Source organism: Bradyrhizobium sp. USDA 3262 (genome assembly GCF_054060035.1).
This window is the reverse complement of the sequence record NZ_JBSSCT010000001.1, coordinates 1,869,089-1,890,780: the sequence shown is the minus strand read 5'-3', so window position 1 is coordinate 1,890,780 and position 21,692 is coordinate 1,869,089. Positions and strand designations below refer to the sequence as shown.

22 protein-coding genes and 1 pseudogene are annotated in these 21,692 nt (G+C 66.7%); 22 read left to right on the top strand and 1 reads right to left on the bottom strand.

The features are described 5' to 3' along the window. Positions 1–55 precede the first annotated feature (55 nt). Positions 56–2,206: a ParB/RepB/Spo0J family partition protein gene (locus ACVWYP_RS08765; protein WP_456684077.1), complete on the top strand. Its 2,151-nt coding sequence runs from the start codon at positions 56–58 to the stop codon at positions 2,204–2,206. Between the two features lie 70 nt (positions 2,207–2,276). Here the strand turns inward: ACVWYP_RS08765 and ACVWYP_RS08760 are convergent, their stop codons facing one another. Then, positions 2,277–2,399 (bottom strand): hypothetical protein, encoded by a 123-nt coding sequence (locus tag ACVWYP_RS08760; RefSeq protein WP_456684076.1) that lies wholly within the window; start codon positions 2,397–2,399, stop codon positions 2,277–2,279. Here ACVWYP_RS08760 and ACVWYP_RS08755 point away from each other — a divergent pair. From ACVWYP_RS08755 to ACVWYP_RS08655, 21 genes and pseudogenes are all read left to right on the top strand, one after another. Next, on the top strand, positions 2,398–2,553 hold the full coding sequence (locus ACVWYP_RS08755) for a hypothetical protein (protein ID WP_456684075.1): 156 nt from the start codon (positions 2,398–2,400) through the stop codon (positions 2,551–2,553). The genes ACVWYP_RS08760 and ACVWYP_RS08755 overlap by 2 nt on opposite strands. 173 nt (positions 2,554–2,726) lie before the next feature. Beyond that, on the top strand, positions 2,727–7,082 hold the full coding sequence (locus ACVWYP_RS08750) for a strawberry notch-like NTP hydrolase domain-containing protein (protein ID WP_456684074.1): 4,356 nt from the start codon (positions 2,727–2,729) through the stop codon (positions 7,080–7,082). Continuing rightward, positions 7,082–8,141: pseudogene (locus ACVWYP_RS08745) on the top strand (DUF7146 domain-containing protein). Before ACVWYP_RS08750 ends, ACVWYP_RS08745 begins: the two are co-directional and overlap by 1 nt. Positions 8,142–8,474: 333 nt before the next feature. After that, a complete protein-coding gene (locus ACVWYP_RS08740) occupies positions 8,475–9,404 on the top strand; it encodes a DUF2493 domain-containing protein (RefSeq protein WP_456684073.1) in 930 nt (309 codons plus the stop codon). Between the two features lie 140 nt (positions 9,405–9,544). After that, the gene (locus ACVWYP_RS08735; protein ID WP_456684072.1) at positions 9,545–9,985 is read left to right on the top strand and encodes a hypothetical protein; all 441 of its coding nucleotides are present in this window, start codon (positions 9,545–9,547) and stop codon (positions 9,983–9,985) included. Positions 9,986–10,570: 585 nt separating this feature from the next. Beyond that, on the top strand, positions 10,571–10,894 hold the full coding sequence (locus tag ACVWYP_RS08730) for a DUF736 domain-containing protein (protein ID WP_041751133.1): 324 nt from the start codon (positions 10,571–10,573) through the stop codon (positions 10,892–10,894). A 205-nt stretch (positions 10,895–11,099) separates the two neighbouring features. Then, the gene (locus ACVWYP_RS08725; RefSeq protein WP_456684071.1) at positions 11,100–11,351 is read left to right on the top strand and encodes a helix-turn-helix domain-containing protein; all 252 of its coding nucleotides are present in this window, start codon (positions 11,100–11,102) and stop codon (positions 11,349–11,351) included. 108 nt (positions 11,352–11,459) lie between these two features. Beyond that, positions 11,460–11,717 carry a DNA -binding domain-containing protein gene (locus tag ACVWYP_RS08720; RefSeq protein ID WP_012047453.1) on the top strand — a complete coding sequence of 86 codons (258 nt, stop codon included), beginning with the start codon at positions 11,460–11,462 and terminating at the stop codon, positions 11,715–11,717. 125 nt (positions 11,718–11,842) lie between these two features. Next, complete coding sequence (locus ACVWYP_RS08715; RefSeq protein ID WP_456684070.1) at positions 11,843–12,163, top strand: transcriptional regulator domain-containing protein; 321 nt, start codon at positions 11,843–11,845, stop codon at positions 12,161–12,163. Next, positions 12,141–12,614, top strand: coding sequence for a DUF2285 domain-containing protein (locus ACVWYP_RS08710; protein WP_083780742.1), 474 nt, complete (start codon positions 12,141–12,143; stop codon positions 12,612–12,614). Before ACVWYP_RS08715 ends, ACVWYP_RS08710 begins: the two co-directional genes overlap by 23 nt. Before the next feature lie 137 nt (positions 12,615–12,751). Then, positions 12,752–13,027, top strand: coding sequence for a helix-turn-helix transcriptional regulator (locus tag ACVWYP_RS08705; RefSeq protein ID WP_012047456.1), 276 nt, complete (start codon positions 12,752–12,754; stop codon positions 13,025–13,027). A 10-nt stretch (positions 13,028–13,037) separates the two neighbouring features. Continuing rightward, positions 13,038–13,916, top strand: a complete 879-nt coding sequence (locus tag ACVWYP_RS08700; RefSeq protein ID WP_456684069.1) for a replication initiator protein A — start codon at positions 13,038–13,040, stop codon at positions 13,914–13,916. 208 nt (positions 13,917–14,124) lie between these two features. After that, positions 14,125–14,763, top strand: a complete 639-nt coding sequence (gene parA, locus ACVWYP_RS08695; protein WP_456684068.1) for a ParA family partition ATPase — start codon at positions 14,125–14,127, stop codon at positions 14,761–14,763. After that, positions 14,760–15,014 (top strand): ribbon-helix-helix protein, encoded by a 255-nt coding sequence (locus ACVWYP_RS08690; RefSeq protein WP_456684067.1) that lies wholly within the window; start codon positions 14,760–14,762, stop codon positions 15,012–15,014. Before parA ends, ACVWYP_RS08690 begins: the two co-directional genes overlap by 4 nt. Then, the gene (locus ACVWYP_RS08685) at positions 15,011–15,520 is read left to right on the top strand and encodes a DUF2840 domain-containing protein (RefSeq protein ID WP_456684066.1); all 510 of its coding nucleotides are present in this window, start codon (positions 15,011–15,013) and stop codon (positions 15,518–15,520) included. The genes ACVWYP_RS08690 and ACVWYP_RS08685 overlap by 4 nt, the downstream gene beginning before the upstream one ends. Beyond that, positions 15,517–16,062 (top strand): S26 family signal peptidase, encoded by a 546-nt coding sequence (locus ACVWYP_RS08680; protein WP_456684065.1) that lies wholly within the window; start codon positions 15,517–15,519, stop codon positions 16,060–16,062. The genes ACVWYP_RS08685 and ACVWYP_RS08680 overlap by 4 nt, the downstream gene beginning before the upstream one ends. Before the next feature lie 44 nt (positions 16,063–16,106). Then, a complete protein-coding gene (locus tag ACVWYP_RS08675) occupies positions 16,107–16,442 on the top strand; it encodes a DUF736 domain-containing protein (protein WP_342640208.1) in 336 nt (111 codons plus the stop codon). Between the two features lie 4 nt (positions 16,443–16,446). Next, entirely contained in the window at positions 16,447–17,220 is a 774-nt protein-coding gene (locus tag ACVWYP_RS08670; RefSeq protein WP_456684064.1) for a lytic transglycosylase domain-containing protein, read from the top strand. A 244-nt stretch (positions 17,221–17,464) separates the two neighbouring features. Further along, entirely contained in the window at positions 17,465–19,204 is a 1,740-nt protein-coding gene (locus ACVWYP_RS08665; RefSeq protein WP_456684063.1) for a relaxase/mobilization nuclease domain-containing protein, read from the top strand. A gap of 28 nt (positions 19,205–19,232) precedes the next feature. Then, on the top strand, positions 19,233–21,218 hold the full coding sequence (locus tag ACVWYP_RS08660) for a conjugal transfer protein TraG (RefSeq protein WP_456684062.1): 1,986 nt from the start codon (positions 19,233–19,235) through the stop codon (positions 21,216–21,218). Positions 21,219–21,224: 6 nt separating this feature from the next. Beyond that, positions 21,225–21,659, top strand: a complete 435-nt coding sequence (locus ACVWYP_RS08655) for a CopG family transcriptional regulator (protein WP_456684061.1) — start codon at positions 21,225–21,227, stop codon at positions 21,657–21,659. Positions 21,660–21,692: the final 33 nt, after the last annotated feature.

Genomic DNA, 21,692 nt, shown 5'->3' with positions numbered 1-21,692 from the left:
GTGACGGGTTGGAAGCAGAGAGAGGCTCTCGGCGCCCGTCGCGGAGTATCCCGACATGGCAAAGGCTGCCAAGAAGATCGTCTTCTCGCGCTCGCGCGACATTCCCTTCAACAAGCTCGTGCTCTCGGAGGCCAACGTCCGGCGAACCCGGCCGGAAGCCGAGCTCGACGAGCTGGTCCACGACATCGGCCGACGCGAGGACCTCGTCCAGGGCCTCAATGTCCGCGCCATCCTCGATGAGGACGGCAACGAGACCGGCACGTTCGAGGTTCCGGCGGGCGGGCGCCGCTATCGCGCGATCGAGCGTCTGGTGAAGGCCAAGCGCTTCCCGAAGGACGGGTTCGTCCCCTGCATCGTTCGGAAGTCCGACACCAAGATTCTCGCCGAAGACGACTCTCTTGCCGAGAACCTACTGCGTGCCGGACTTCATCCGCTCGATCAGTTCCGGGCGTTCCAGGACATGCTCGACAAGGGCATGACCGAGGAGGAGATCGCCGCGGCCTACCTCACGACCGTCCAGGTCGTGAAGCAGCGGCTGCGTCTCAACGCGGTCTCGCCTGTCCTGCGCGACGCTTATGCTCAGGAGAGCATGACGCTCGACATGTTGATGGCCTTCACTGTCAACCCCGATCACGAGCGCCAGGAGCAGGTGTGGGAAGCCGTGCAGCATTCGTACAATCGGCAACCCTTCCATATTCGCCAGTTGCTGACCGAGACCACGATTCCGGCCTCCGACAAGCGCGCGCGCTTTGTCGGCGTAGACGCCTACGTCGGGGCCGGCGGCGCAGTGCTACGCGACCTGTTTGAGGACGATAACGGCGGCTGGCTTCAGAACCCAGCGCTGCTTCACCGCCTGGTCGGCGAACGGCTCAAGACCGTGGCCGAGGAGATCGCCAGCGAAGGCTGGAAGTGGGTGAAGATCGACCTCGACCTGCCGTATGGCTACGACCATGGCTTGCGTCAGATCACCGGCTCCTTCGTCGATCTCACCGACGAGGAACGGGCGGAACGCGAGACGCTGCGCGCGGAATACGATCGGCTCGAGGCGGAGTATGACGGCGCCGACGAGCTGCCGGACGAGATCGATCAGCGCCTGGGCGAGATCGAGGAAGCGCTCGATGCCTTCGAGAAGCGCCCGGTCGTCTATGATCCCGCCGACATCGCTCGCGCCGGGGTCTTCGTCAGCGTCGATCGCGACGGCGACATCGTGGTCGACCGTGGCTATGTGCGGCCCGAGGACGAGGCGCCTGTTGCCGTCGACGGCGGCGACGCCGAGATCGAGGGAGAGGACGGCAGGATTGATGCCTCCGCAGCACCGTCCGCTCAGCGGGCTGTCATCACCATCGGCGGACAAGACCCGGAGGGCGACGACGATGAGGACGATGATGGCGTCAAGCCGCTGCCCGAGCGCCTGGTCATCGAGCTCACCGCCCATCGCACCCTGGCTCTACGTGAATCGGTCGCCAACAACCCGCACGTCGCTCTCACGGCGCTCCTGCACAAGCTGGTGCTCGACGCGTTCAAGCGCAACGCGCACGGCTCCGCCGTCGAGGCGGCGGTTCGGGAGGTCCACTTCCCCGTTCAGGCCACCGACCTGAAGGACAGCGCTTCCGCCAAGGCCATCCAGGCCCGTGTGGAAGCGTGGAAGGCCGACATGCCGCTAGAGGACGACGATCGGCTGTGGGACTGGATCGCAGGGCTCGACGATGCGAGCCGTCTCGCCCTGCTCGCGCATTGCGTCAGCTTCGGGATCAACGCTCTTTACGAGCGTCCGAATCCCTATAGCGGCAACGGCGTCTCGCAGCACTGGCTCGACCGGCGGATGCGCGACGCCGATCGGCTCGCGCGCGAAACGGGCCTCGACATGGTGGAGGCTGGATGGCGCCCGAGCGTGGCGAACTATTTCGGCCGCGTCACGAAGAGCCGGATCGTCGAAGCTGTGCGGGAAGCGCTCGGCGAGGAGAAGGCGCAGCTCATCGACCACCTCAAGAAGCCCGACATGGCCAAGGAAGCCGAACGGCTGCTCGCCGACACCGGCTGGCTGCCGGAGCCGCTGCGTCCCGCCGATCCCGACGCAACGAGCACGGCAGAGGCCAGCGAAGCCGACGGAGACGATGCGCTGCCGGCCTTCCTCTCCGACGATGAGGACGAGCAGCCAGGTGACGGCGACGTCGACGCCTCTCCGACGATGATCGCGGCCGAGTGAAACGACCATGGCGGGAGCGGCTTCGATCGCTCCCGCCATTTCTCAGCAAGGAGCGTTCCGATGACCAAGCTCAGCTCGGCCACGCCCGCGCCGGGTCGTCTTCCAGTATTTCGTGCCCGTCCATGTCGAGATCGAAGACAGTCTCGTCTGCGCCGTGACGGTGATCGACGAAAGGCACCGATCCGGACTTCATGACCCTTACGCCGGAGGCAGTGTCGGATGACGACGTTCATGCGGCTTGCCTGTCCGTCGCCGCCAACATCGACCTCGCCGAGGAAATCGGCGCGGCAGAATTCCGCGCGGCGCTCGCTGCCTTGCGAGCGGCCAAGAAGGCGACCGGAGACTGAGGTGCCGGCGCGTATCGCGAACGCGACACGAGCAGTGCGCATCGCGTGGTGGCGCGCTGTGAAGGCAGCGGCGTGACGAGAGAGAGAGCTTGGCCGGGACGGGTTTGAGCCGGTGCGGTCCAGAGAGAGCGCCGGCCGGCTCGCCCGTTCCCGCTCTCCCGAGGTTCACCGACATGATCCCATCCAGCGCTCTCGCGGCCGCGCCTGCGGTCGCGGCGTCGCCGCTTGCGTCTCCCTCCGACATCGCTCGCTGCATCGGCGCAGCCGCGCACCATCTCCTTCCGCATCTCGAACAGGGCCGTCAGATCGACGCGGCAACCCTTCGCGCCGTGATGGAACCAGCGTTCGGCGGCTCCGACGCGTCCGGCGCCTGGGACTGGAAAACGGCCTACGACGCCTGCGAGGCCGCGACCGTTTTGTTTCTCCGCAAATACGGAAAGGCGCTTCTGCGCAAGGCCGGTTCTCCGGCCCTGGCCCTCCCCATGCTGGAGAAGATCGTCGGCCTCCTGCCGACCCACACGCGCCGTTCGACCGAGAGCGAGGCCCTCCAGCAGTTCTCGACACCTATCCCGCTCGGCCTCGCGGTCGCGGCCGCCGCGGCGATCACGCCGGCCGACCGCGTGCTCGAGCCTTCGGCGGGCACCGGCCTGCTCGCCATCCTCGCGGAGATCGCAGGCGGACCGCTCGTCCTCAACGAACTGGCGGAGACCCGCGCCGGCGTTCTCTCCCTACTGTTTCCGACGATCACCACGACCCGGCACGACGCCGCGCAGATTCACGATCACCTCGACGCCGCCGTCGTGCCGAGCGTCGTCATCATGAACCCGCCGTTCTCGGGGATGGCCAACGTGCAGGGCCGCATGGCCGACGCCGCGCTCCGCCATATCGGCTCGGCGCTGGCGCGGCTTGCCGACGGCGGTCGCCTGGTCGCAATCACCGGCGCCAACTTCGCGCCGGACGCTCCGGCCTGGCGCGACGCCTATGTCCGGCTACAGGAGCGCGGGCGTGTCGTCTTCTCCGCCGCCATCGACAGCCACGTCTATGCCAAGCACGGCACGACGTTCCCGACGCGGCTGACCGTCATCGACAAGCGCCCGTCCGACGATCCCACCGTATTCCCGGCTGCGCCCGGGGTTGCGTCGGACGTCGCCACGCTGCTGGCCTGGATCGCGGAGCACGTTCCGACACGGCTGCCGGTCGAGGCCTCCGTCACGGTTCCGGCTGTCAGCACGCCGCGCACCGTTCGCGGCTACCTCGCCCGCGCCGCACAAGCGGCAACCCGACCGTCGACCATCGCCGAGCCTGACGGCGTCGAACTCAGTTACGAGATAATCGACTGCACGCCGCCGCAGGGCGCGCGCCTCTCGGATTCCATCTACGAGGACTATGCGCTCCAGAGCATCCGGATTCCCGGCGCTCAGGATCACCCGACGCAGCTCGTACAATCGGCGGCGATGGCCTCGGTCGCGCCGCCGAAGCCGAGCTACCGTCCGAAGCTCCCCGGGAATATCCTCAGCCTGCTCTCGGCCGCGCAGCTCGAAACGCTGATCTACGCAGGCGAGTCGCATGGCAACCATCTCGCCGGCGGCTGGTCCGTCGACGACACCCTCGATGTCGTGACCGTGGCGGCCGAGGACGCCAAGGGTGCGGTCCGCTTCCGCCGCGGTTTCATGATCGGCGACGGCACGGGTGTCGGCAAAGGGCGCGAGTCTGCCGGCATCATCCTCGACAACTGGATGCAAGGCCGCCGCAAGGCGGTGTGGATCTCCAAGTCCGACAAGCTCATCGAAGACGCGCAGCGCGACTGGTCCGCGCTCGGCATGGAGCGCCTGCTCATCACGCCGCTCTCGCGATTCCCGCAGGGCAAGCCGATCACGCTGCCGGAAGGCGTCCTATTCACCACCTATGCCACGCTACGCTCCGACGACCGCGGCGAACGCCTTTCCCGCGTGCGGCAGATCGTTGAATGGTTGGGCCCCGACTTCGACGGAGTGATCATTTTCGACGAAGCGCACGCCATGCAGAACGCGGTCGGCGCCAAAGGTGAACGCGGCGATCAGGAGGCCTCGCAGCAGGGCCGCGCGGGCCTGCGCCTCCAGCACGCGCTGCCGGACGCCCGCATTGTCTATGTCTCCGCCACCGGCGCGACGACCGTGCACAATCTCGCCTATGCGCAGCGCCTCGGCCTCTGGGGTGGCGAAGACTTCCCGTTCTCGACCCGGGCCGAATTCGTGGAGGCGATCGAAGCCGGCGGTGTCGCCGCCATGGAGGTGCTCGCCCGCGACCTGCGGGCGCTCGGCCTCTACACCTCGCGCTCACTGAGCTTCGCCGGCGTCGAATACGAGTTGGTCGAGCATGAGCTGACGCCCGAGCAGACCCGCGTCTACGACGCCTACGCGGACGCCTTCGCGATCATTCACAACAACCTCGATGCCGCCATGCAGGCCGCCAACATCACCGGCGGAAGCGAAGGCGGATCGGGAACGCTCAACCGCCAGGCCAAGTCAGCCGCGCGCAGTGCATTCGAGTCTGCGAAGCAGCGCTTCTTCGGGCACCTGCTCACCAGCATGAAGACGCCGACCCTGATCCGCTCGATCGAGCGCGATCTCAAAGACGGCCATGCCGCCGTCATCCAGATCGTCTCGACGGGCGAAGCGCTGATGGAGCGCCGCCTCGCCGAGCTGCCGACCGAGGAATGGAACGATGTTCGCGTCGACATTACGCCGCGTGAATACGTTCTCGACTATCTCGCCCACTCCTTTCCGGTCCAGCTCTACGAGCCGTTCACTGATTCGGAAGGCAAACTGTCGTCGCGTCCGGTCTACCGCGACGGGCAGCCGGTCGAGAGCCGCGAGGCTGTTGCACGTCGCGATGCGCTGATCGCGAAGCTCGCGAGCCTACCTCCCGTTCCGGGCGCGCTCGACCAGCTCGTGCAGCACTTCGGCACAGACATCGTCGCCGAAGTGACCGGCCGATCGCGCCGCATCGTCCGCAAGTCCATCGGCGCCGCAAAGAGTGACCGCCTTGTTGTCGAGACCCGAGCGGCCTCCGCCAACCTCGCCGAGGCGCAGGCGTTCATGGACGACTACAAGCGTATCCTCGTGTTCAGCGACGCGGGCGGCACCGGCCGCAGCTATCACGCCGAGCTCACGGCGAAGAACACGCGCCTTCGCGTGCACTATCTCCTCGAGCCCGGCTGGAAGGCGGACGCCGCCATCCAGGGGCTCGGCCGTACGCATCGCACCAACCAGGCGCAGCCTCCGCTGTTCAGACCGGTCGCGACCAACGTCAAGGCCGAGAAGCGCTTCCTGAGCACGATTGCACGGCGGCTCGATACGCTTGGCGCGATCACGCGCGGACAACGCCAGACGGGCGGCCAGGGTCTGTTCCGGCCGGAGGACAATCTGGAGTCCCACTATGCGCGGGACGCCTTGCGCCAGCTCTACATGCTGCTCGTTCGCGGCAAGATCGAGGGTTGCTCGCTTCAACGCTTCGAAGCGGCCACCGGCCTGAAGCTCATGGATGCCAACGGCATCAAGGATGACCTGCCGCCAATCACCACCTTCCTCAACCGCATGCTCGCGCTGACCATCGAGCTGCAAGCCATCCTGTTCACGGCCTTTGAGCAACTGTTGAACGCCCGCATCGAGGGCGCCGTCGCCGCCGGCACCTACGACATGGGCCTGGAGACGCTGCGCGCCGAAAGCTTCGTCATCACCAACCGTGAGACGATCTACACGCACCCGGGCACCGGCGCGGAGACGCGGCTGCTGACCATCATGCAGCGCCAGCGCAATCGTCCCGTCACGCTCGATGAAGCGCTGAGCCGGCTGCGCGAGCGCGGATCGCGGCTTCTTGTCAATGAGCGCTCCGGGCGTGCTGCCGTGCAGGTCCATGCACCGTCCATCATGCTCGACGACGGCGAGGTCGAATACCGCGTTCGCCTGATCCGTCCGATGGAGGTGCCGAATTTCCCCATCCGCACGATGGCGGAAAGCCATTGGCAGGAGGCGGACGAGGCGACATTCGCCGCGGCCTGGACCACGGAACTGAACGAGGTGCCGGCGTTCGCCGACTCGACCATCCACATCGTCGCCGGTTTGCTGCTTCCGATCTGGAAACGGCTGCCGAACGAGTCGACGCGAGTCTACCGGCTGCAAACCGACGACGGCGAACGCATCATCGGCCGCAGGGTCTCGCCGGCGTGGGCGGCGACCGCCACGGCGACCGGCCTGCCTTCGCTAACGCCGGACGACGCCTTCGCCGCCTTGATCGAGGGCAAGACCGTCATCGATCTCGCCGAGGGGCTTCAGCTTCGTCGCGTCCGGGTGATGGGTGGTCATCGCATCGAATTGTCGGGCTTCACCGACACCATGGGCGAACGGCTCACGGCCTACGGGCTCTTCCACGAGATCATTTTGTGGAAGCTGCGCATGTTCGTTCCCACAGACGCCAGCGGTCCCACGATCCTCGCCAAGGTGATGGATCGCTATCCGGTCGCGCGCGTCGGCGAGCGGGAGGCGGCGTGATGTCTCGGCTCGATGCTTCTGAACTGGCGCACCGTCTCGCGCGCAATGCCGAGGCGGTGTGCCGCCACTATCTGTCCAACGGACGTCGCGAAGGTCGCTACTGGATGGTAGGCGACGTGCGCAACACGCCTGGACGCTCGATGTTCGTGCGCCTGGCCGGCCCCAAGAGCGGCAAGGGCGCGTCGGGCAAATGGACCGACGCCGCCACCGGCGAGCATGGGGACCTTCTCGACGTCATCCGCGAGAGCTGTGGCCTCGTGGATTTCGCCGATGTCGCGAGGGAGGCACGTGCCTTCCTCAGCTTGCCGCAACCGGAGCCGCCGCGCGACGAGCGCCGCGCGATACATCCTGCTCCGACCGGGTCTCCGGAGGCCGCCCGGCGCTTGTTCGCCATGTCGCGACCGATTCATGGCACGCTGGTCGAGGCGTATCTCCGCAGACGCGGCATTACATCTTTTCGCGGAGCCGGATCGCTCCGCTTCCACCCGCGCTGCTACTACCGTCCCGACGAGCATTCCGCGACCGAGACCTGGCCCGCCATGATCGCCGCCGTTACCGATCTCGACGGCCACGTCACCGGCGCACATCGGACCTGGCTCGATCCCGACGGCTTCGATCCCATACGGCTCGGCAAGGCGCCGATCGCGACGCCGCGTCGCGCGATGGGCGATCTTCTCCGTCACGCCGTCCGCTTCGGCGTCGCCGGCGAGGGTCATGGCCGCGGGCGAAGGCATCGAGACGATGCTCTCGCTCAGGATGGCGCTGCCCGACATGCCGGTGGTCGCCGCTCTGTCGGCAGCCCATCTCTCGGCCATCGTGTTCGCGGACACGCTGCGCCGGCTTTACATCGCGCGCGACGACGACCCGGCCGGCAACGGTGCGATGGCGACGCTGATCGAGCGCGCGTCCGGCGACGGCATCGAGGCGATCGTGCTGTCGCCGACTCTTGGCGATTTCAACGAGGATCTCCGTATGCTCGGGCCCGACGCGCTGCGGGCGAACCTTCGGGCGCAGCTCGCGTCGCGGGACGTCACCCGTTTCATGGCCGAGGCCGCATAGAGCTTGCGAGCATGAACGACCGCCGGAACGGCGGTGAGGGCAACCTCGTCGCCAGTGGCCGATGCTCCACGGTGCTGACGAGAGCCGCGCCCACGGCCTTCAAGAGGGCGATCGGGACGGCAAACGGCCCGGCCCGGCAACCTTGTGGGCCGACTATTTTCCGTCGGCGGCGGAGCCGCCTTTACATCGCGAAGCAAAATAGTCGGCCCCCTGCGGTCCTTCGCTGACGCTTCGGCCCTGCGCTTCGCTCCGGGTGCAGGGCCGACCCGCCTGCCGTCTTTCGTCGCCATGAAGGCCGCGAGGGTCGCGGCCAATCCAGCGACGGAGCATCCCATGACCACCGACGACGACTTCGAACCCCACCACACCTCATCTCCGACCGACCACGTTCTTTCCGAGCTGCAGCTCTACGGCTTCCGTCCCTTCCAGGACGAACCGGACCCCCGAGCGCTTCCCGAAGGCAACCTCGTTGCCGGGGCCATCGCCGACATCTTCGATGCTCTCGTTGCCACGCTCAGCGACACACGCCTCGAACCCGATCTCGAAGACCTGCTGTGGTCGACCACCAACGTATTTCATCGCGCCGCCGGCCGCATCGCCCGAGAGCTCGATGATAACGAGCAGGCGCAGCGGCGCAGCCAGCGCGAACAGGACGGCACTGAGGTCAAGTCCGTCGAGCTGGAGCGGCTGATCGCCGAAGGACAGACGCTCATCGAGCGGCGCGACGCCTTCGAGCTGATGCGCGACCAGGCCTGCGAGCACTTCGAGCGCCACACCGGATCGGCCTGGCGGCCGCGCAACGGCTCACTCGTCAACCATCGCGCGATGACCGCGGCGATGATCGACAGCCGAGACTTCCTGGCCGCGAAGAAGCGCGCCGAAGCCGAGGTCATGCTGCCCCCAGGCCCGAAGATCGCGCTCAGCGGCGGGCTCGACTTCAACGATCATCGCCTGATCTGGGCCAAGCTCGACCAGGTGCACACGAAGCACCCGGACATGGTGCTCATGCATGGCGGTTCGCCGAAGGGCGCCGAGCGCATTGCCGCGCGCTGGGCTGATCACCGCAACGTGCCGCAGATCGCCTTCAGGCCGGACTGGACGAAACACGCCAAGGCCGCACCCTTCAAACGGAACGACGCCATGCTGGCCGGCCTGCCCATCGGCGTCATTGTCTTCCCGGGCACGGGCATCCAGGACAACCTGGCCGACAAGGCCCGCAAGCTCGGAGTTCCCGTCTGGCGCTACGGCGATAAACCGAAGTGACCGCCGTCAACACTTTCCGGAATCCGAGCGCCGCGGCGAATTCAACTCGCCGCGGTCTTCCAATTTTTGCTATTCTCCATCCGCGCCGTGGTGGTGGTGGAAGGCGCGACCGTTAGACGCTTCTCACGGAGGCCACCACCATGATTGTCCTCAGCATTCTCGCCAGCATCGCCGCCATTGGCGTCATCTGCTGTCTTTTGTTCTACCTTGCCGTCTATGCGCTACCGCTGTTCGCCGGCGTCACGGCGGGCGTATGGGCCCATGGCGGCGGCGCTGGCTGGCTCGGAGGCCTCGCCGCCGGCTTCATCACTGGTCTCGCGACCCTTCTTGTCGGCCACCTGTTGCTCACGTTCGTCAAGCCGCTCTGGCTGCGGCTGCCGATCGCCCTTGCTTTCGTCGCTCCGGCCGCGCTCGCCGGCTATCACGCGACACATGGGATTGTGAAGCACACCATGCCTTCCGAAACGTGGCAGATTGCCTTCTCGGTGGTGGGGGCGATTGTCGTCGCCATCACTGCCTTCGCTCGCCTCGCGACACTGGCCCCGCCCGGTCAGGCCGGTCAGGGCATGGCTCGCGCCTGACGCCATTCCAGCGGTGCGGCGTTGCCAGACCAGCCCGCAGCCTTCGGTTTCACGCGTCAGTTGGCTTTCGCCGTGCGCCGCGGGACTTCGGGGGTCGCAGCGAGCCGCTGGTAGCGCGTCACGTTGGAACGCGCCAGGGCCGCGCAACGAACGACGATGTCTGCGAAGACAGCGGCCGGATCGTTCGCCCCCGCGTTTCTCATCGGGGCATTGATGCGCGGGTTCGCTTCCCTCGACGTGGTGAAGCACTGGCCGCCGTCGCTGTCGGATCTCTGCGGTTGCACGACGGGATCGCCAAGTTCTCCTTGATCCTTCCCTGTCTGATCGAGCGCTCCAAGCGGCCTCTTTGATGGGCTGATCTGGCCGAAGGCCGGCTTCGCCTCGATCGCCTATGCCGCAATGGCGTCGATCGACTTTCTTCCCCTGGGCTGCGCCCATTCCTCGCGAAACAAGAAAGTCTTCCGGCTGCCATCCTCCGCTGCGCTCCGGCCCGCAGGCAGGTGCGGCGTCGATCGCCTCCGGCCAACCGATCGCCATCGAGGCCGCAATGGTGCGGGCTCGAAACAGAGATCAAGGAGAACTACCATGGCGACCATCGGCACCTTCAAGAAGTCCGGCAACGAGTTCGTCGGCCAGATCGTCACCCTCAGCGTCCAGGCCAAGAACGTCCGCATCGTCCCCGAAGCCACCCGCTCGGGTGAGAACGCCCCCAGCCACCGAGTCTTTGCGGGACGCGTCGAGATCGGCGCCGCCTGGACCAAGCGCTCCAACGAAGGCCGCGACTATCTGGGTCTCAAGCTCGACGACCCGTCGTTCACGGCTCCCATCTACGCCAACCTCTTCGACGACGAGGAAGGCGAAGGCTATAGCCTAATTTGGTCCCGCCCCAACCGCCGCAACGGCGAGTGAGGCGTAAGCCCCAGGCCCCGCCCGGCTTGACCGGGCGGGGCCTGGCTCGCTCCCGGAGACGAGGGGCCAGACGACCGAATCAGTTCACGGCGAGTCGGCTAACAGCCTGTCTTTGTCGGCCATTTTTGCTCGCTTTCTTGACCAAGAACGACTATTTTAGTCGTAGTTCTGGCTGCTCGATCGGCCCGGTGGGAGGTGATCATGCATGATCACCGCCCGACAATCGCGGGCCGCTCGCGCGTTGCTGGGATGGACACAGGAGACGCTCGCGGACAAGGCCCTGGTATCGCTGACGGCGCTCAAACGACTCGAATCCGCTCACAGCGCCGTCTTCGAGTCGACGGAAGATCAGGTCCGTCGCACGCTAGAGGCCAACGGCATCGTCTTCCTGTCGTCCGACCAGGGCGAAGGAGTGATGCTTGTACGCGCGAAAGTGGGCGGCCACGGCAGAACTTGACGCGGCACCCCCGTGCAGCGTGCACGGCGCTCCTCTTGCACCGGCCGCCAGTGTGCGTAGGGTTAACAATCCGTTGCACCGAACCCGTGTCGATTGTCGGGGCTCGAATTGACACACCAAGCATTCCTAGACGAGCCGCCGCAAAGCACGCTGCTGACGAGCTACGACCGCGCTCACATGAAGCTCTACATGCGGCTGCTCGACGCGGAAACCGACGCCGCCGATTGGCGCGAAGCCGTGGCGCTCCTGTTCGGCATCGACGCCGGCAGGGAACCTGAGCGCGCCTATCGCGTGCACCGCAGCCATCTCGCCCGTGCCCGTTGGATGCGTGAGTACGGCTACCGGCAGCTCGCGCGCGAGGCCTGATATCGAGACGTGATGCTGTCCTAGCATCACCCCTTGCATGTTCGGCGGCTACCCGCCGTCGTCTCAACCCGCGATCGTATTCCTCCTTCGCACGCGCCCGACCAAAGGGTCGGGGGAGGAAACACATGGGTCCCGACACATCGCGCTGGCGCACCTCCGAGACCTACGACTATCTCGATTATCTCTTCGCGCCGGACCTCGCCTGGGAATGGCTGAGGCGCAACCCGAAATACCAACGAGACTTTGCCGAAAGCGAGCGATCCTCCGCTGCCGCCCAGCGCTTCGCCGTGCTGGTGCGGCCGCGCTGGGGGTTGCGCTTTCGCGATCGACCCGTCGCTGGCCGCCACGAACGCCACCGTCTTCTGGACCCCCGATGTCGATCCCGGCACTGTCATCCTCACCGCAGTGCCTCCATCGCCTTCAGTGGAGAGCGCCGTCCCGCCTGACCTCGATGCGAATACCGCCCGCGACGGCGCAGACGGGTTAAGCATTGTCCAGGGTCGCGGCGCGAACGCCGTTCGACTCTTCCTCACAACTGATGCCTCGCCCGCGAACCCAGTTGTCGCATTGGTCCCGCTGGGGGCCGATGGCCTCGACCGCATCGACGCGGTCACCCGTCTTTGGCGTGCCGTCAACGGACGAAAGGTGCCGATCGACGGGCGACTGACCAAGCAGCAGCGTCGGCGACTTCGGCGCATGCTTCAGGCGGTGGATGGACACACGGAAGGGGCGAGTTACCGCGAAATCGCCGAAGCTATCTTCGGGGCCGCCCGCATCGCCGATGCGTCTTGGAAGACCTCCGCCCTTCGCGACGTGACGATTGATCTCGTGAAGGACGGCCTCGCGCTGATAGCTGGTGGCTATCGCGCGCTCCTGCGTCGGCGACGCCGTCAGTAATCCCGCCCCGCTATTCCGCAGGGGTGCGATTTTAGCACTCGCATCTTCGCCATCCCCCCACGCAGCTTTCCTCCGCCACCGTGGCCTTCGCTCGCCGGTACTCGCCGGCAACCTGAACGAACGCCCGGAGGTGCGACATGACGAATCTCGCCGGCTTGCCGCCGCGCTTCTTGCGGACGCCGGAGGCCGCCGACTTCCTCGGCCTCTCCAGCCGGACACTTGAGAAGCATCGCACCTACGGCACCGGGCCAGCCTATCGGAAGCTCGGCGGGCGCGTCGTCTATGCGCTCGACGATCTCAAGGCCTGGGCCGACCGCGGCGCGGTCACCTCGACGTCCGACCCGCGCGGCTCCGTGCTGCCGGCCAAGCGCCACGACTCGGCCTCGGCGCAGGCCGGCCGTAGCCGTCGTTGAGAGGCACGGCATGTCCTGGGCGCGACGCCATAGCGAACGCGAGCAGCTCGATCTTTTCCGGGCGCTGCCCGGCGATCTCGCGCCGCGCGACGCGCAGGACCTCATGGCCTATCCGTTCTTCTCACTCGCCAAGTCGAAGCGGCTGGCGCCGATCAACTTCAAAGCCGGCACCATCGTCATCCGGGTCGAGGCGGTCCCGGAGCACGGCATGGCGACGATCTGGGACGCCGACGTGCTGATCTGGGCAGCCTCACAGATCGTCGAGGCGCGCGACCTCGGCCTGCGGCCGTCGCGCCTGATGGCGGCGACGCCATACGAAATTCTCTCCTTCATCGGCCGCGGGGTGAGCGCGCGCGACTACGACCGCCTGAAGGCCGCGCTCGACCGCCTGCAATCGACCACCGTCGCGACCTCGATCCGCCAGCCGACCGAGCGGCGGATGCACCGCTTCTCCTGGATCAACGAGTGGAAGGAGCGTGCGGACGCGCACGGCCGTCCGCTCGGTCTCGAGCTGATCGTACCGGACTGGTTCTTTGCCGCTGTCCTTGATGACGCGCTGGTGCTCACAATCGACCGCGCGTACTTCCGTCTGACCGGCGGGCTGGAGCGCTGGCTGTATCGCCTGGTGCGCAAGCACGGCGGCCGCCAGCACTACGGTTGGAGCTTCGACGTCGCCTATCTCCATGCGAAGTCCGGCAGCCTCTCACCGCTCAAGCATTTCGCCTACGACCTGCGCGACATCGTTCGCCGGCAGACGCTGCCCGGCTACCGGCTGACCATCGAGCAGCCGTCGGACGCGCCCGAACGCCTGGCCTTCGCACCCATCGATCCTGCTGCCCTCGCTCCACTAGGCCGGCGCGGAATCTCTCGCGCTGGGGATAAGCTGTGAATCGCCTCGTGCTATCAGGGACCCGGCCTCTCGTGCCATCGGGGACCCGAACCTCGTGCTATCGGGGATCGGAATCATGGAATCCGGGCGCGGATTCAAGACATTGCGCGCGCCGTAACTCTTCTAACCAAGATTCCTTCGGAATCTTTCTAACGGCCGTCCCGCACTCCACACCTGTGCATGAGTGCCGCCGCCAGCGAGCCGCGCCATGATCGTCGCGCTGCTCAACCAAAAAGGCGGCGTCGGCAAGACCACGCTCGCCCTCCATCTCGCCGGTGAGTGGGCGAGACGCGGCCAGCGCGTCACGCTCATCGACGCGGACCCGCAAGGCTCGGCACTCGACTGGTCTCAGCAGCGCGCACGCGAAAGCCTTCCACGCCTGTTCGGCGTCCTCGGCCTGGCGCGCGATACGCTCCACCGTGAGGCGCCCGAACTCGCGCGCAATGTCCATCACATCGTCATCGATGGCCCACCACGCGTCGCCGGGCTGATGCGTTCGGCACTGCTGGCGGCCGACTTCGTCGTGATCCCGGTTCAGCCGTCGCCGTTCGATGGCTGGGGCTCGGCCGAAATGCTCGCCTTGCTGAGCGAGGCGCGCGTCTATCGTCCGCAACTCGTCGCCCGCTTCGTTCTCAATCGGTGCGGCGCGCGCACCGTCATCGCGCGCGAGACGGCCCTCACGCTCGCCGATCACGATCCGCCGCTGCTCGCCTCCAAGATCGGTCAGCGTGTCGCCTTTGCCGACGCCGCGCAGTCCGGGCGTCTCGTCTGGGAAGCACACACGGCAAGTCCGGCGGCGCGCGAGATCACCGCCCTCGCCGCCGAGGTCGGGAGGTTGGCGCGATGACGCAGCGCTCCTCCAAACGCGCCTTCATCGCGCGGCCGGCCGATCCCGAACGCTGGATCAAGGCGCCGGCGCCGCGCTCCAGCGGCAACGGTGACGCGGCCGCGTTCACCGCGCGGCTGACGATCGACATCACGCCGGAGCTGCGCGGCCGCATCAAGGTCGTCGCCTTTCAGCGCGGCCTGACCGTCGCGGACATGCTGCGCGACCTGCTCGCCCACGAATTCCCTCCAGCCGAAGGAGACCTGCCATGACCAGCGCGTCCCACCTGCGTCTCGTGCCGCCCGCGCCCCCCGTCGACGGCCTGACGCGCGTCGAACTGACGTGGATCGAGAAGAAGGTCGAATACTGGATCCGCTTCGGCAAGGAGAAGGAGGAGCAGATCCTCGACCGGCGCCGCCGCACTCTCAGCTTCGCGTCGAACAGCATCTTCGCGCTCGTGCGCTGGGCGTCGAATGACCACGGCACGATCATCTCACGCATCGACATCGTGCGGGCGATCACGCCCGGCGAGCATTTTCAGACGCTTCCGTTCGTGCGGCCGGGCGGCGACATCTTGCTCAAGATGGAGGGCTGGCCGAAGGTCGAGCGCGTCCTTCAGATCATCGATTCGATCGAGGCGATCGGCATCGATCCGACGGAGGTATCGCCGCATCACTGGCGGCAGGTCCACAACCGCCTGACCGCCGGCCAGGAGCCGCGCAGGTATACCGTCGAGCAGCATCGGGCGATCCTTCTGCGCCGGAGCGTCGAGCCGTGACGCGCTTCGGCTACGTCATGACGACGTACTTCGCCGTGATGGTGGTTGGCGTCCTTTCCTTCCTTCCGGTGGCGCCGAAGCTCATCTGGAATGCATCGGCCAGCGTGCCGCTCGGCCTCTATTCCATCGAGCCGGCGCGGCACCTCGAAGTCACCGACCTCGTCGCTGTCGCGACACCCGAGCCACTCGCGTCATTCATGGCGGAGCGCCGCTATCTGCCGCACGGCTTGCCGCTGATGAAACGCGTCGCCGCCCTTCCGGGCCAACGCGTTTGTCGTCACGGGGCGCACATCACGGTCGACGGCATCGACATGGGCGACGCGCTGGCGCGCGACCACGCGGGCCGCGACCTGCCGGCCTGGCAGGGCTGCCGCGGCATCGCCGATGGTGAAATCTTCCTCATGAACTGGGCCGCCCCCGACAGCATGGACGGCCGCTACTTCGGCCCCCTTGCCGCCACCTCAATCATTGGCCGCGCGATCCCGCTGTGGACCGACGAGGACGGCGACGGCCGATTCGAATGGCGCGCCGCAACGCGGTGACGGCGCACCAAACGCATCCTCTTCACCGCAAACAGGAGCTTTCAATGCCACAGATCGGAGAGTTCACGCGCACCAAGAACGGCTATACCGGCCATGTCCGCACGCTCGCAGTGAACAGCGAGATGGTGCTGATTCCGGCCGAACATTCGGACGCCGAGAATGCGCCGGACTACCGGGTGCATCTCGGCGACAGCAACGGCCCCGAGATCGGCGCCGGCTGGAAGCGCACCGGCGAAAAGGCCGGCGACTATGTCTCCGTCCAGATCGACGACCCGACGCTGGGCCAGCCGATCCGCGCCAACCTGTTTCAGTCGGGCGACGCAAAGTCGGTCTGGGGTTTGCACTGGAATCGTCCCCAGAAGCGGCCCGAGCGGGATTGAGGCGATGCTCATCCGCTCGACATCGCGGAGACGGAGTAAGGCCGCCGGGCGACTCCCGCTCGCCCGGCGTCTTTCCGCTCTTCTCCTTTCCGGCCTGCTGATCTTCGGCCCGTTCACTGGCGCGGCATATGCGCAGAACGCGCCTGCCGTGCGTCCGCTGCGCGCGCACCCGATCGCCGACTACATCGCGGAAGCCGCGCGGCGGTTCGGCGTGCCCGTCTCCTGGATACGAGCCGTCATGGGCGCCGAAAGCGCCGGCGATACGCGCGCCGTATCGCGCAAGGGCGCGATCGGCTTGATGCAGATCATGCCCGACACGTGGTCGGAGCTGCGCGCCCGTTACGGCCTCGGTCGCGATCCTTTCGATCCGCACGACAACGTCCTGGCCGGCGCGGCGTACCTGCGCGAGATGCACGACCGCTACGGATCGCCGGGCTTCCTCGCGGCCTACAACGCCGGCCCTCAGCGGTACGAGGAATACCTCGCTGGCGTTCGCGCATTGCCCGCCGAAACACGCGCCTATGTCGCTGCGCTTGCGCCCCTTATCGGCGGCAAGCCGCTCGAAGACGCGACCACGATTGCGCCTGTTCCGCTCGCGTGGACCCGCTCTCCCTTATTCGTCGTGCGCGCGAACGGCGGCGCGAATGCAGCGGCATCGCAAGAACAGCGCGGGCCAGGTGACAACGCGACGACACCACGAGCGCCTGATGCGGCATCGCTTTCACCGCGCTCCTCCAGCCTCTTCGTCGCGCAAGCGAGTCCGGACCCGCAGAAATGACGCCTCCGTTGCCAGATCGCGGCGTAGCGAGCCCCAGCGTACAGGAGCGTGTGGAGAGGCGAGAAGGCGCAACCACAACCGCACGATGGCAGGATAAAGGGGCGCGATGTGCGCGCCATGACGGTTGTGCTTTTTCAATAGGTTACATGCCGAAACCGCGAGGTGCGCCGTCCCGGCGCGGCCTGCGGTTTCCGCCTTTTCTCAATGAATTCCGATCTCTGGCGCGATGTGCGGGGCCGCGGCCATGAGCACTGAAGACGATTTCCGCATTCGGCCTGGCCGCATCCGCTCTAGCCGTGCGCAGCGGGCGCGGCCCTTCATTGCGCAGGCGCTGGCCGCTGCTCAGCGAGCTGGCGGCTCTGTCTCGCGCAAGGGGACGATCGGCCCCGGGCATCGTTCGCGCTTCGGCCGCGGCCAGCGCGCCTCGGTGCAGGCCAACCGCCTCATTACTTCACGCTCGCGAGGCGCCGTCGTGAAGGCGCGTGTCGTCCGCCACGGCGCGCGCGGCGCACCGCTCGCGACCCATCTCGGCTATCTGCGGCGCGAGGGCGTCACCCGGGACGGGGAGAAAGCACGGCTCTTCGGTCCTGGCACCGACGAAGCCAACCCGAAGGACTTCGCCGATCGCTGTGCCGACGACCGCCATCACTTCCGCTTCATCGTGTCGCCGGACGACGCGATCGAGATGGCCGACCTCAAGCACTTCACTCGCGACCTCGTCGGCCAAATGGAGAAGGATCTCGGGACCACGCTGGACTGGGTCGCCGTCGATCACTGGAACACCGAGCACCCGCACGTCCACCTGATCGTCCGTGGCATTCGCGACGACGGCGAGAACCTCGTCATCTCGCGCGACTATATCAAGGAGGGCATGCGCGACCGTGCGCGCGACCTGATCACCCAGGAGCTCGGCCCGCGCACCGACCACCACATCCGCACCGCGCTGGAGCGCCAGATCAATGCCGAGCGCTGGACGAACCTCGACCGTCAGCTCACGCGCGATGCATACAGCACGGGCGTCATCGACCTCGCGCCGCGCGCCGATCGCCGGCCGGATGAATTCCATGCCCTGAAGGTCGGACGCCTACGCAAGCTGGAGACACTCGGTCTCGCCGATCAAGTGGGGCCGGGGCAATGGGTCATCTCCGATGCGGCCGAGAAAAGCCTGCGTGAGCTCGGCGAGCGCGGCGACATCATCAAGCGGATACATCACGGTCTCGCGGAGCGCAGCCTCGAACGCAGCGCGGCAAGCTACGTCCTGGCCGGCGAAAGCCTGGACGAACCCATCGTCGGCCGCTTGCTCGCGCGCGGGCTCGACGACGAACTGAAGGGCAGCGCCTTCGCGATCGTCGATGGTGTCGATGGCCGCACTCACCACATCAAGCTTGCCGACCTCAACGCCGCCGGCGACTCCGCCCCCGGCTCGATCGTTGAGCTGCGCCGGTTAGACGATGCGCAGGGCCGGCGCCGTGTCGCGCTCGCCGTCCGATCGGACCTTCCGCTCGAACAGCAGATCACCGCGAACGGCGCCACTTGGCTCGACCGACAGGCCATCGCCCGCGAGCCAGCCCCGCTCGGCGACGGAGGTTTCGGCGCCGAAGTCCGCGACGCGCTCGACCGCCGTGCCGAGCATCTCATCGGTCAGGGGCTGGCGGAACGACAAAGCCGTGGCGTCAGCTTCAGCCGCAACCTGATCGGGACACTGCGGCGTCGCGAGCTCGACACGTTGAGCGAACGTCTCACCGCCGAGACAGGCCAAGCGGCCGTCAAGACCGGCGTCGGTGAATACGCCGCCGGCACCTATCGTCGCCGCTTTGATCTCGCTTCCGGCCGGTTCGCCATGCTCGACGATGGCCTGGGCTTCCAGCTCGTGCCGTGGTCGCCGTCCCTCGAACAGCATCTCGGCCGCCATGTCTCCGGCGTCACGCGCGGCGACGGCGGGATCGATTGGAGCTTCGGGCGCAAGCGGGGAATCGGCCTGTGACAAAGCTATTCGACAAGGAGCGCAGGTGATGTCCGCAACAAAGATTCTCTGGGGCCAGATCCTCGTCGTCGCGCTGATCATCGTCGCCACGTCGTGGGGTGCGACCGAGTGGACCGCGTGGCGACTAGGCTTCCAGGCGCAGCTCGGTGAGCCTTGGTTCACCATCCTGGGATGGCCCGTCTATTATCCGCCGTCATTCTATATGTGGTGGATCGTCTACGACGCTTACGCGCCGGCGATCTTCGTCGAGGGTGCCTATATCGCGGCGTCGGGCGGCTTCATCGCGATCGCAGTCGCGATCGCCATGTCGGTGTGGCGGGCTCGTGAGTCCAAGAACGTCGACACCTACGGCTCCGCGCGCTGGGCCCGGCCCGATGAAGTGGAGGCCGCAAGCCTTCTCGGTCCCGACGGCGTGGTGCTCGGTAAGTTCGGCCGCGACTATCTCCGGCACGACGGCCCCGAGCACGTCCTCTGCTTTGCCCCGACTAGGAGCGGCAAAGGTGTGGGTTTGGTCATTCCCTCGCTACTCACTTGGCCGGGCAGCGCCATCGTGCACGACATCAAAGGGGAAAACTGGCAGCTCACGTCGGGATTTCGCGCCCGGCACGGCCGCGTGCTGCTGTTCGATCCGACCAACGCGAAGTCTTCGGCCTACAACCCCTTGCTCGAAGTGCGGCGCGGGGAATGGGAAGTCCGGGACGTCCAGAATATTGCCGACATCCTGGTCGACCCCGAAGGATCGTTGGAAAAAAGGAATCATTGGGAGAAGACTTCCCATGCCCTCCTGGTCGGCGCGATTCTCCATGTGCTCTACGCGGAGGAAGACAAGACGCTCGCCAGCGTCGCCTCCTTCCTCTCCGACCCACGACGACCGATCGAGTCGACGCTCGCAGCGATGATGAAGACCCCGCATCTCGGGGAAGCCGGACCACACCCGGTCATCGCGAGCGCGGCGCGCGAGCTCCTCAACAAGTCGGACAACGAACGGAGCGGCGTGTTGAGCACCGCCATGTCGTTCCTCGGCCTCTACCGCGATCCTGTTGTCGCCGCCGTCACGCGCCGCTGCGACTGGCGCATCACTGATATTGTCGGGGGAACGCGGCCGACGACGCTGTATCTCGTTGTGCCACCGTCGGACATTGCGCGCACCAAACCTCTGATCCGTCTGATACTCAACCAGGTCGGTCGACGCCTGACGGAAGATCTCCATGCGAAGTCGCGACGCCACCGCCTGCTTCTCATGCTCGACGAGTTTCCGGCGCTCGGCCGGCTGGACTTCTTCGAGAGCGCACTGGCGTTCATGGCCGGCTATGGCTTGAAGGCGTTCCTGATCGCGCAGAGCCTCAACCAGATCGAAAAGGCCTACGGCCCGAACAATTCGATCCTCGACAACTGTCACGTCCGGGTCAGCTTCGCCACCAACGACGAGAGGACCGCCAAGCGCGTCAGCGATGCGCTCGGCACCGCGACCGAGCTCCGCGCCATGCGCAACTATGCGGGTCACCGGCTGAGCCCCTGGCTCGGCCATTTGATGGTGTCGCGCTCCGAGACCGCGCGTCCGTTGCTCACGCCTGGCGAGATCATGCAGCTCCCGCCGACGGACGAGATCGTCATGGTCGCAGGAACGCCGCCCTTGCGCGCGAAGAAGGCGCGCTATTTCGAGGACCATAGATTTCAGGCGCGCATCTTGCCGCCGCTGGCTCTGACGAAGCCGGATGATCCGCAGTCGAACGACTGGACCGGCAGGTTCGTATCACCCCCACCTTTGCAGGAGGCCATATCGCCGGTGAGCCCCATGGACGACGAAGACCCGACCGGCTCCGAGAAGCGACGCCAGCCGGAGCTCAATCGCGTGGCGCCCATCGAGAAGATGCCGCCGATCGACAACGAGTTTGAGATCGATCCCAACGATGACGAGCCGGACGATGCCGCGCGGCTGAGCCGCATGAACCGGATCGTGCAAGGCATCGCGCGCCAGGTCTCACTCGATCCCAACGACGGCGTGGAGCTGTAGGACGCCATGCCGAATCCGAACAAGAAGCGGCGGCTTTCCGTCTATCTCGATCCCGGCGTGACCAAGGCGCTCGCCGAATACGCGGCGCGCCGCGCGCAGCCCCGATCGCTCATCGCCGAGGCTGCCATAGCATCCTTCCTGTCGCCGGATGCCGCGGAGCGGCAGGAGGCAGCGCTCACCAAGCGGCTCGACCAGCTCGACCGGCGCATGGCGCGCCTCGAGCGCGACCTTGGCATCGCCGTCGAGACGCTCGCGGTCTTTGTCCGCTTCTGGCTGACGACCAACCCGCCGCTGCCCGAGCCCGCGCAGGCGGCCGCACGCGCCCAGGCCGGCGAGCGTTACGACGCCTTTGTCGCCGCGCTCGGACGGCGACTCGCCAAAGGTCCAAAGCTCCGCCAAGAAATCTCCGAGGACGTTCCGGCCGACGCGAGTAACGAATAGGCGCGATCACGCCGCTCGCAAGTCGTCCGCTAC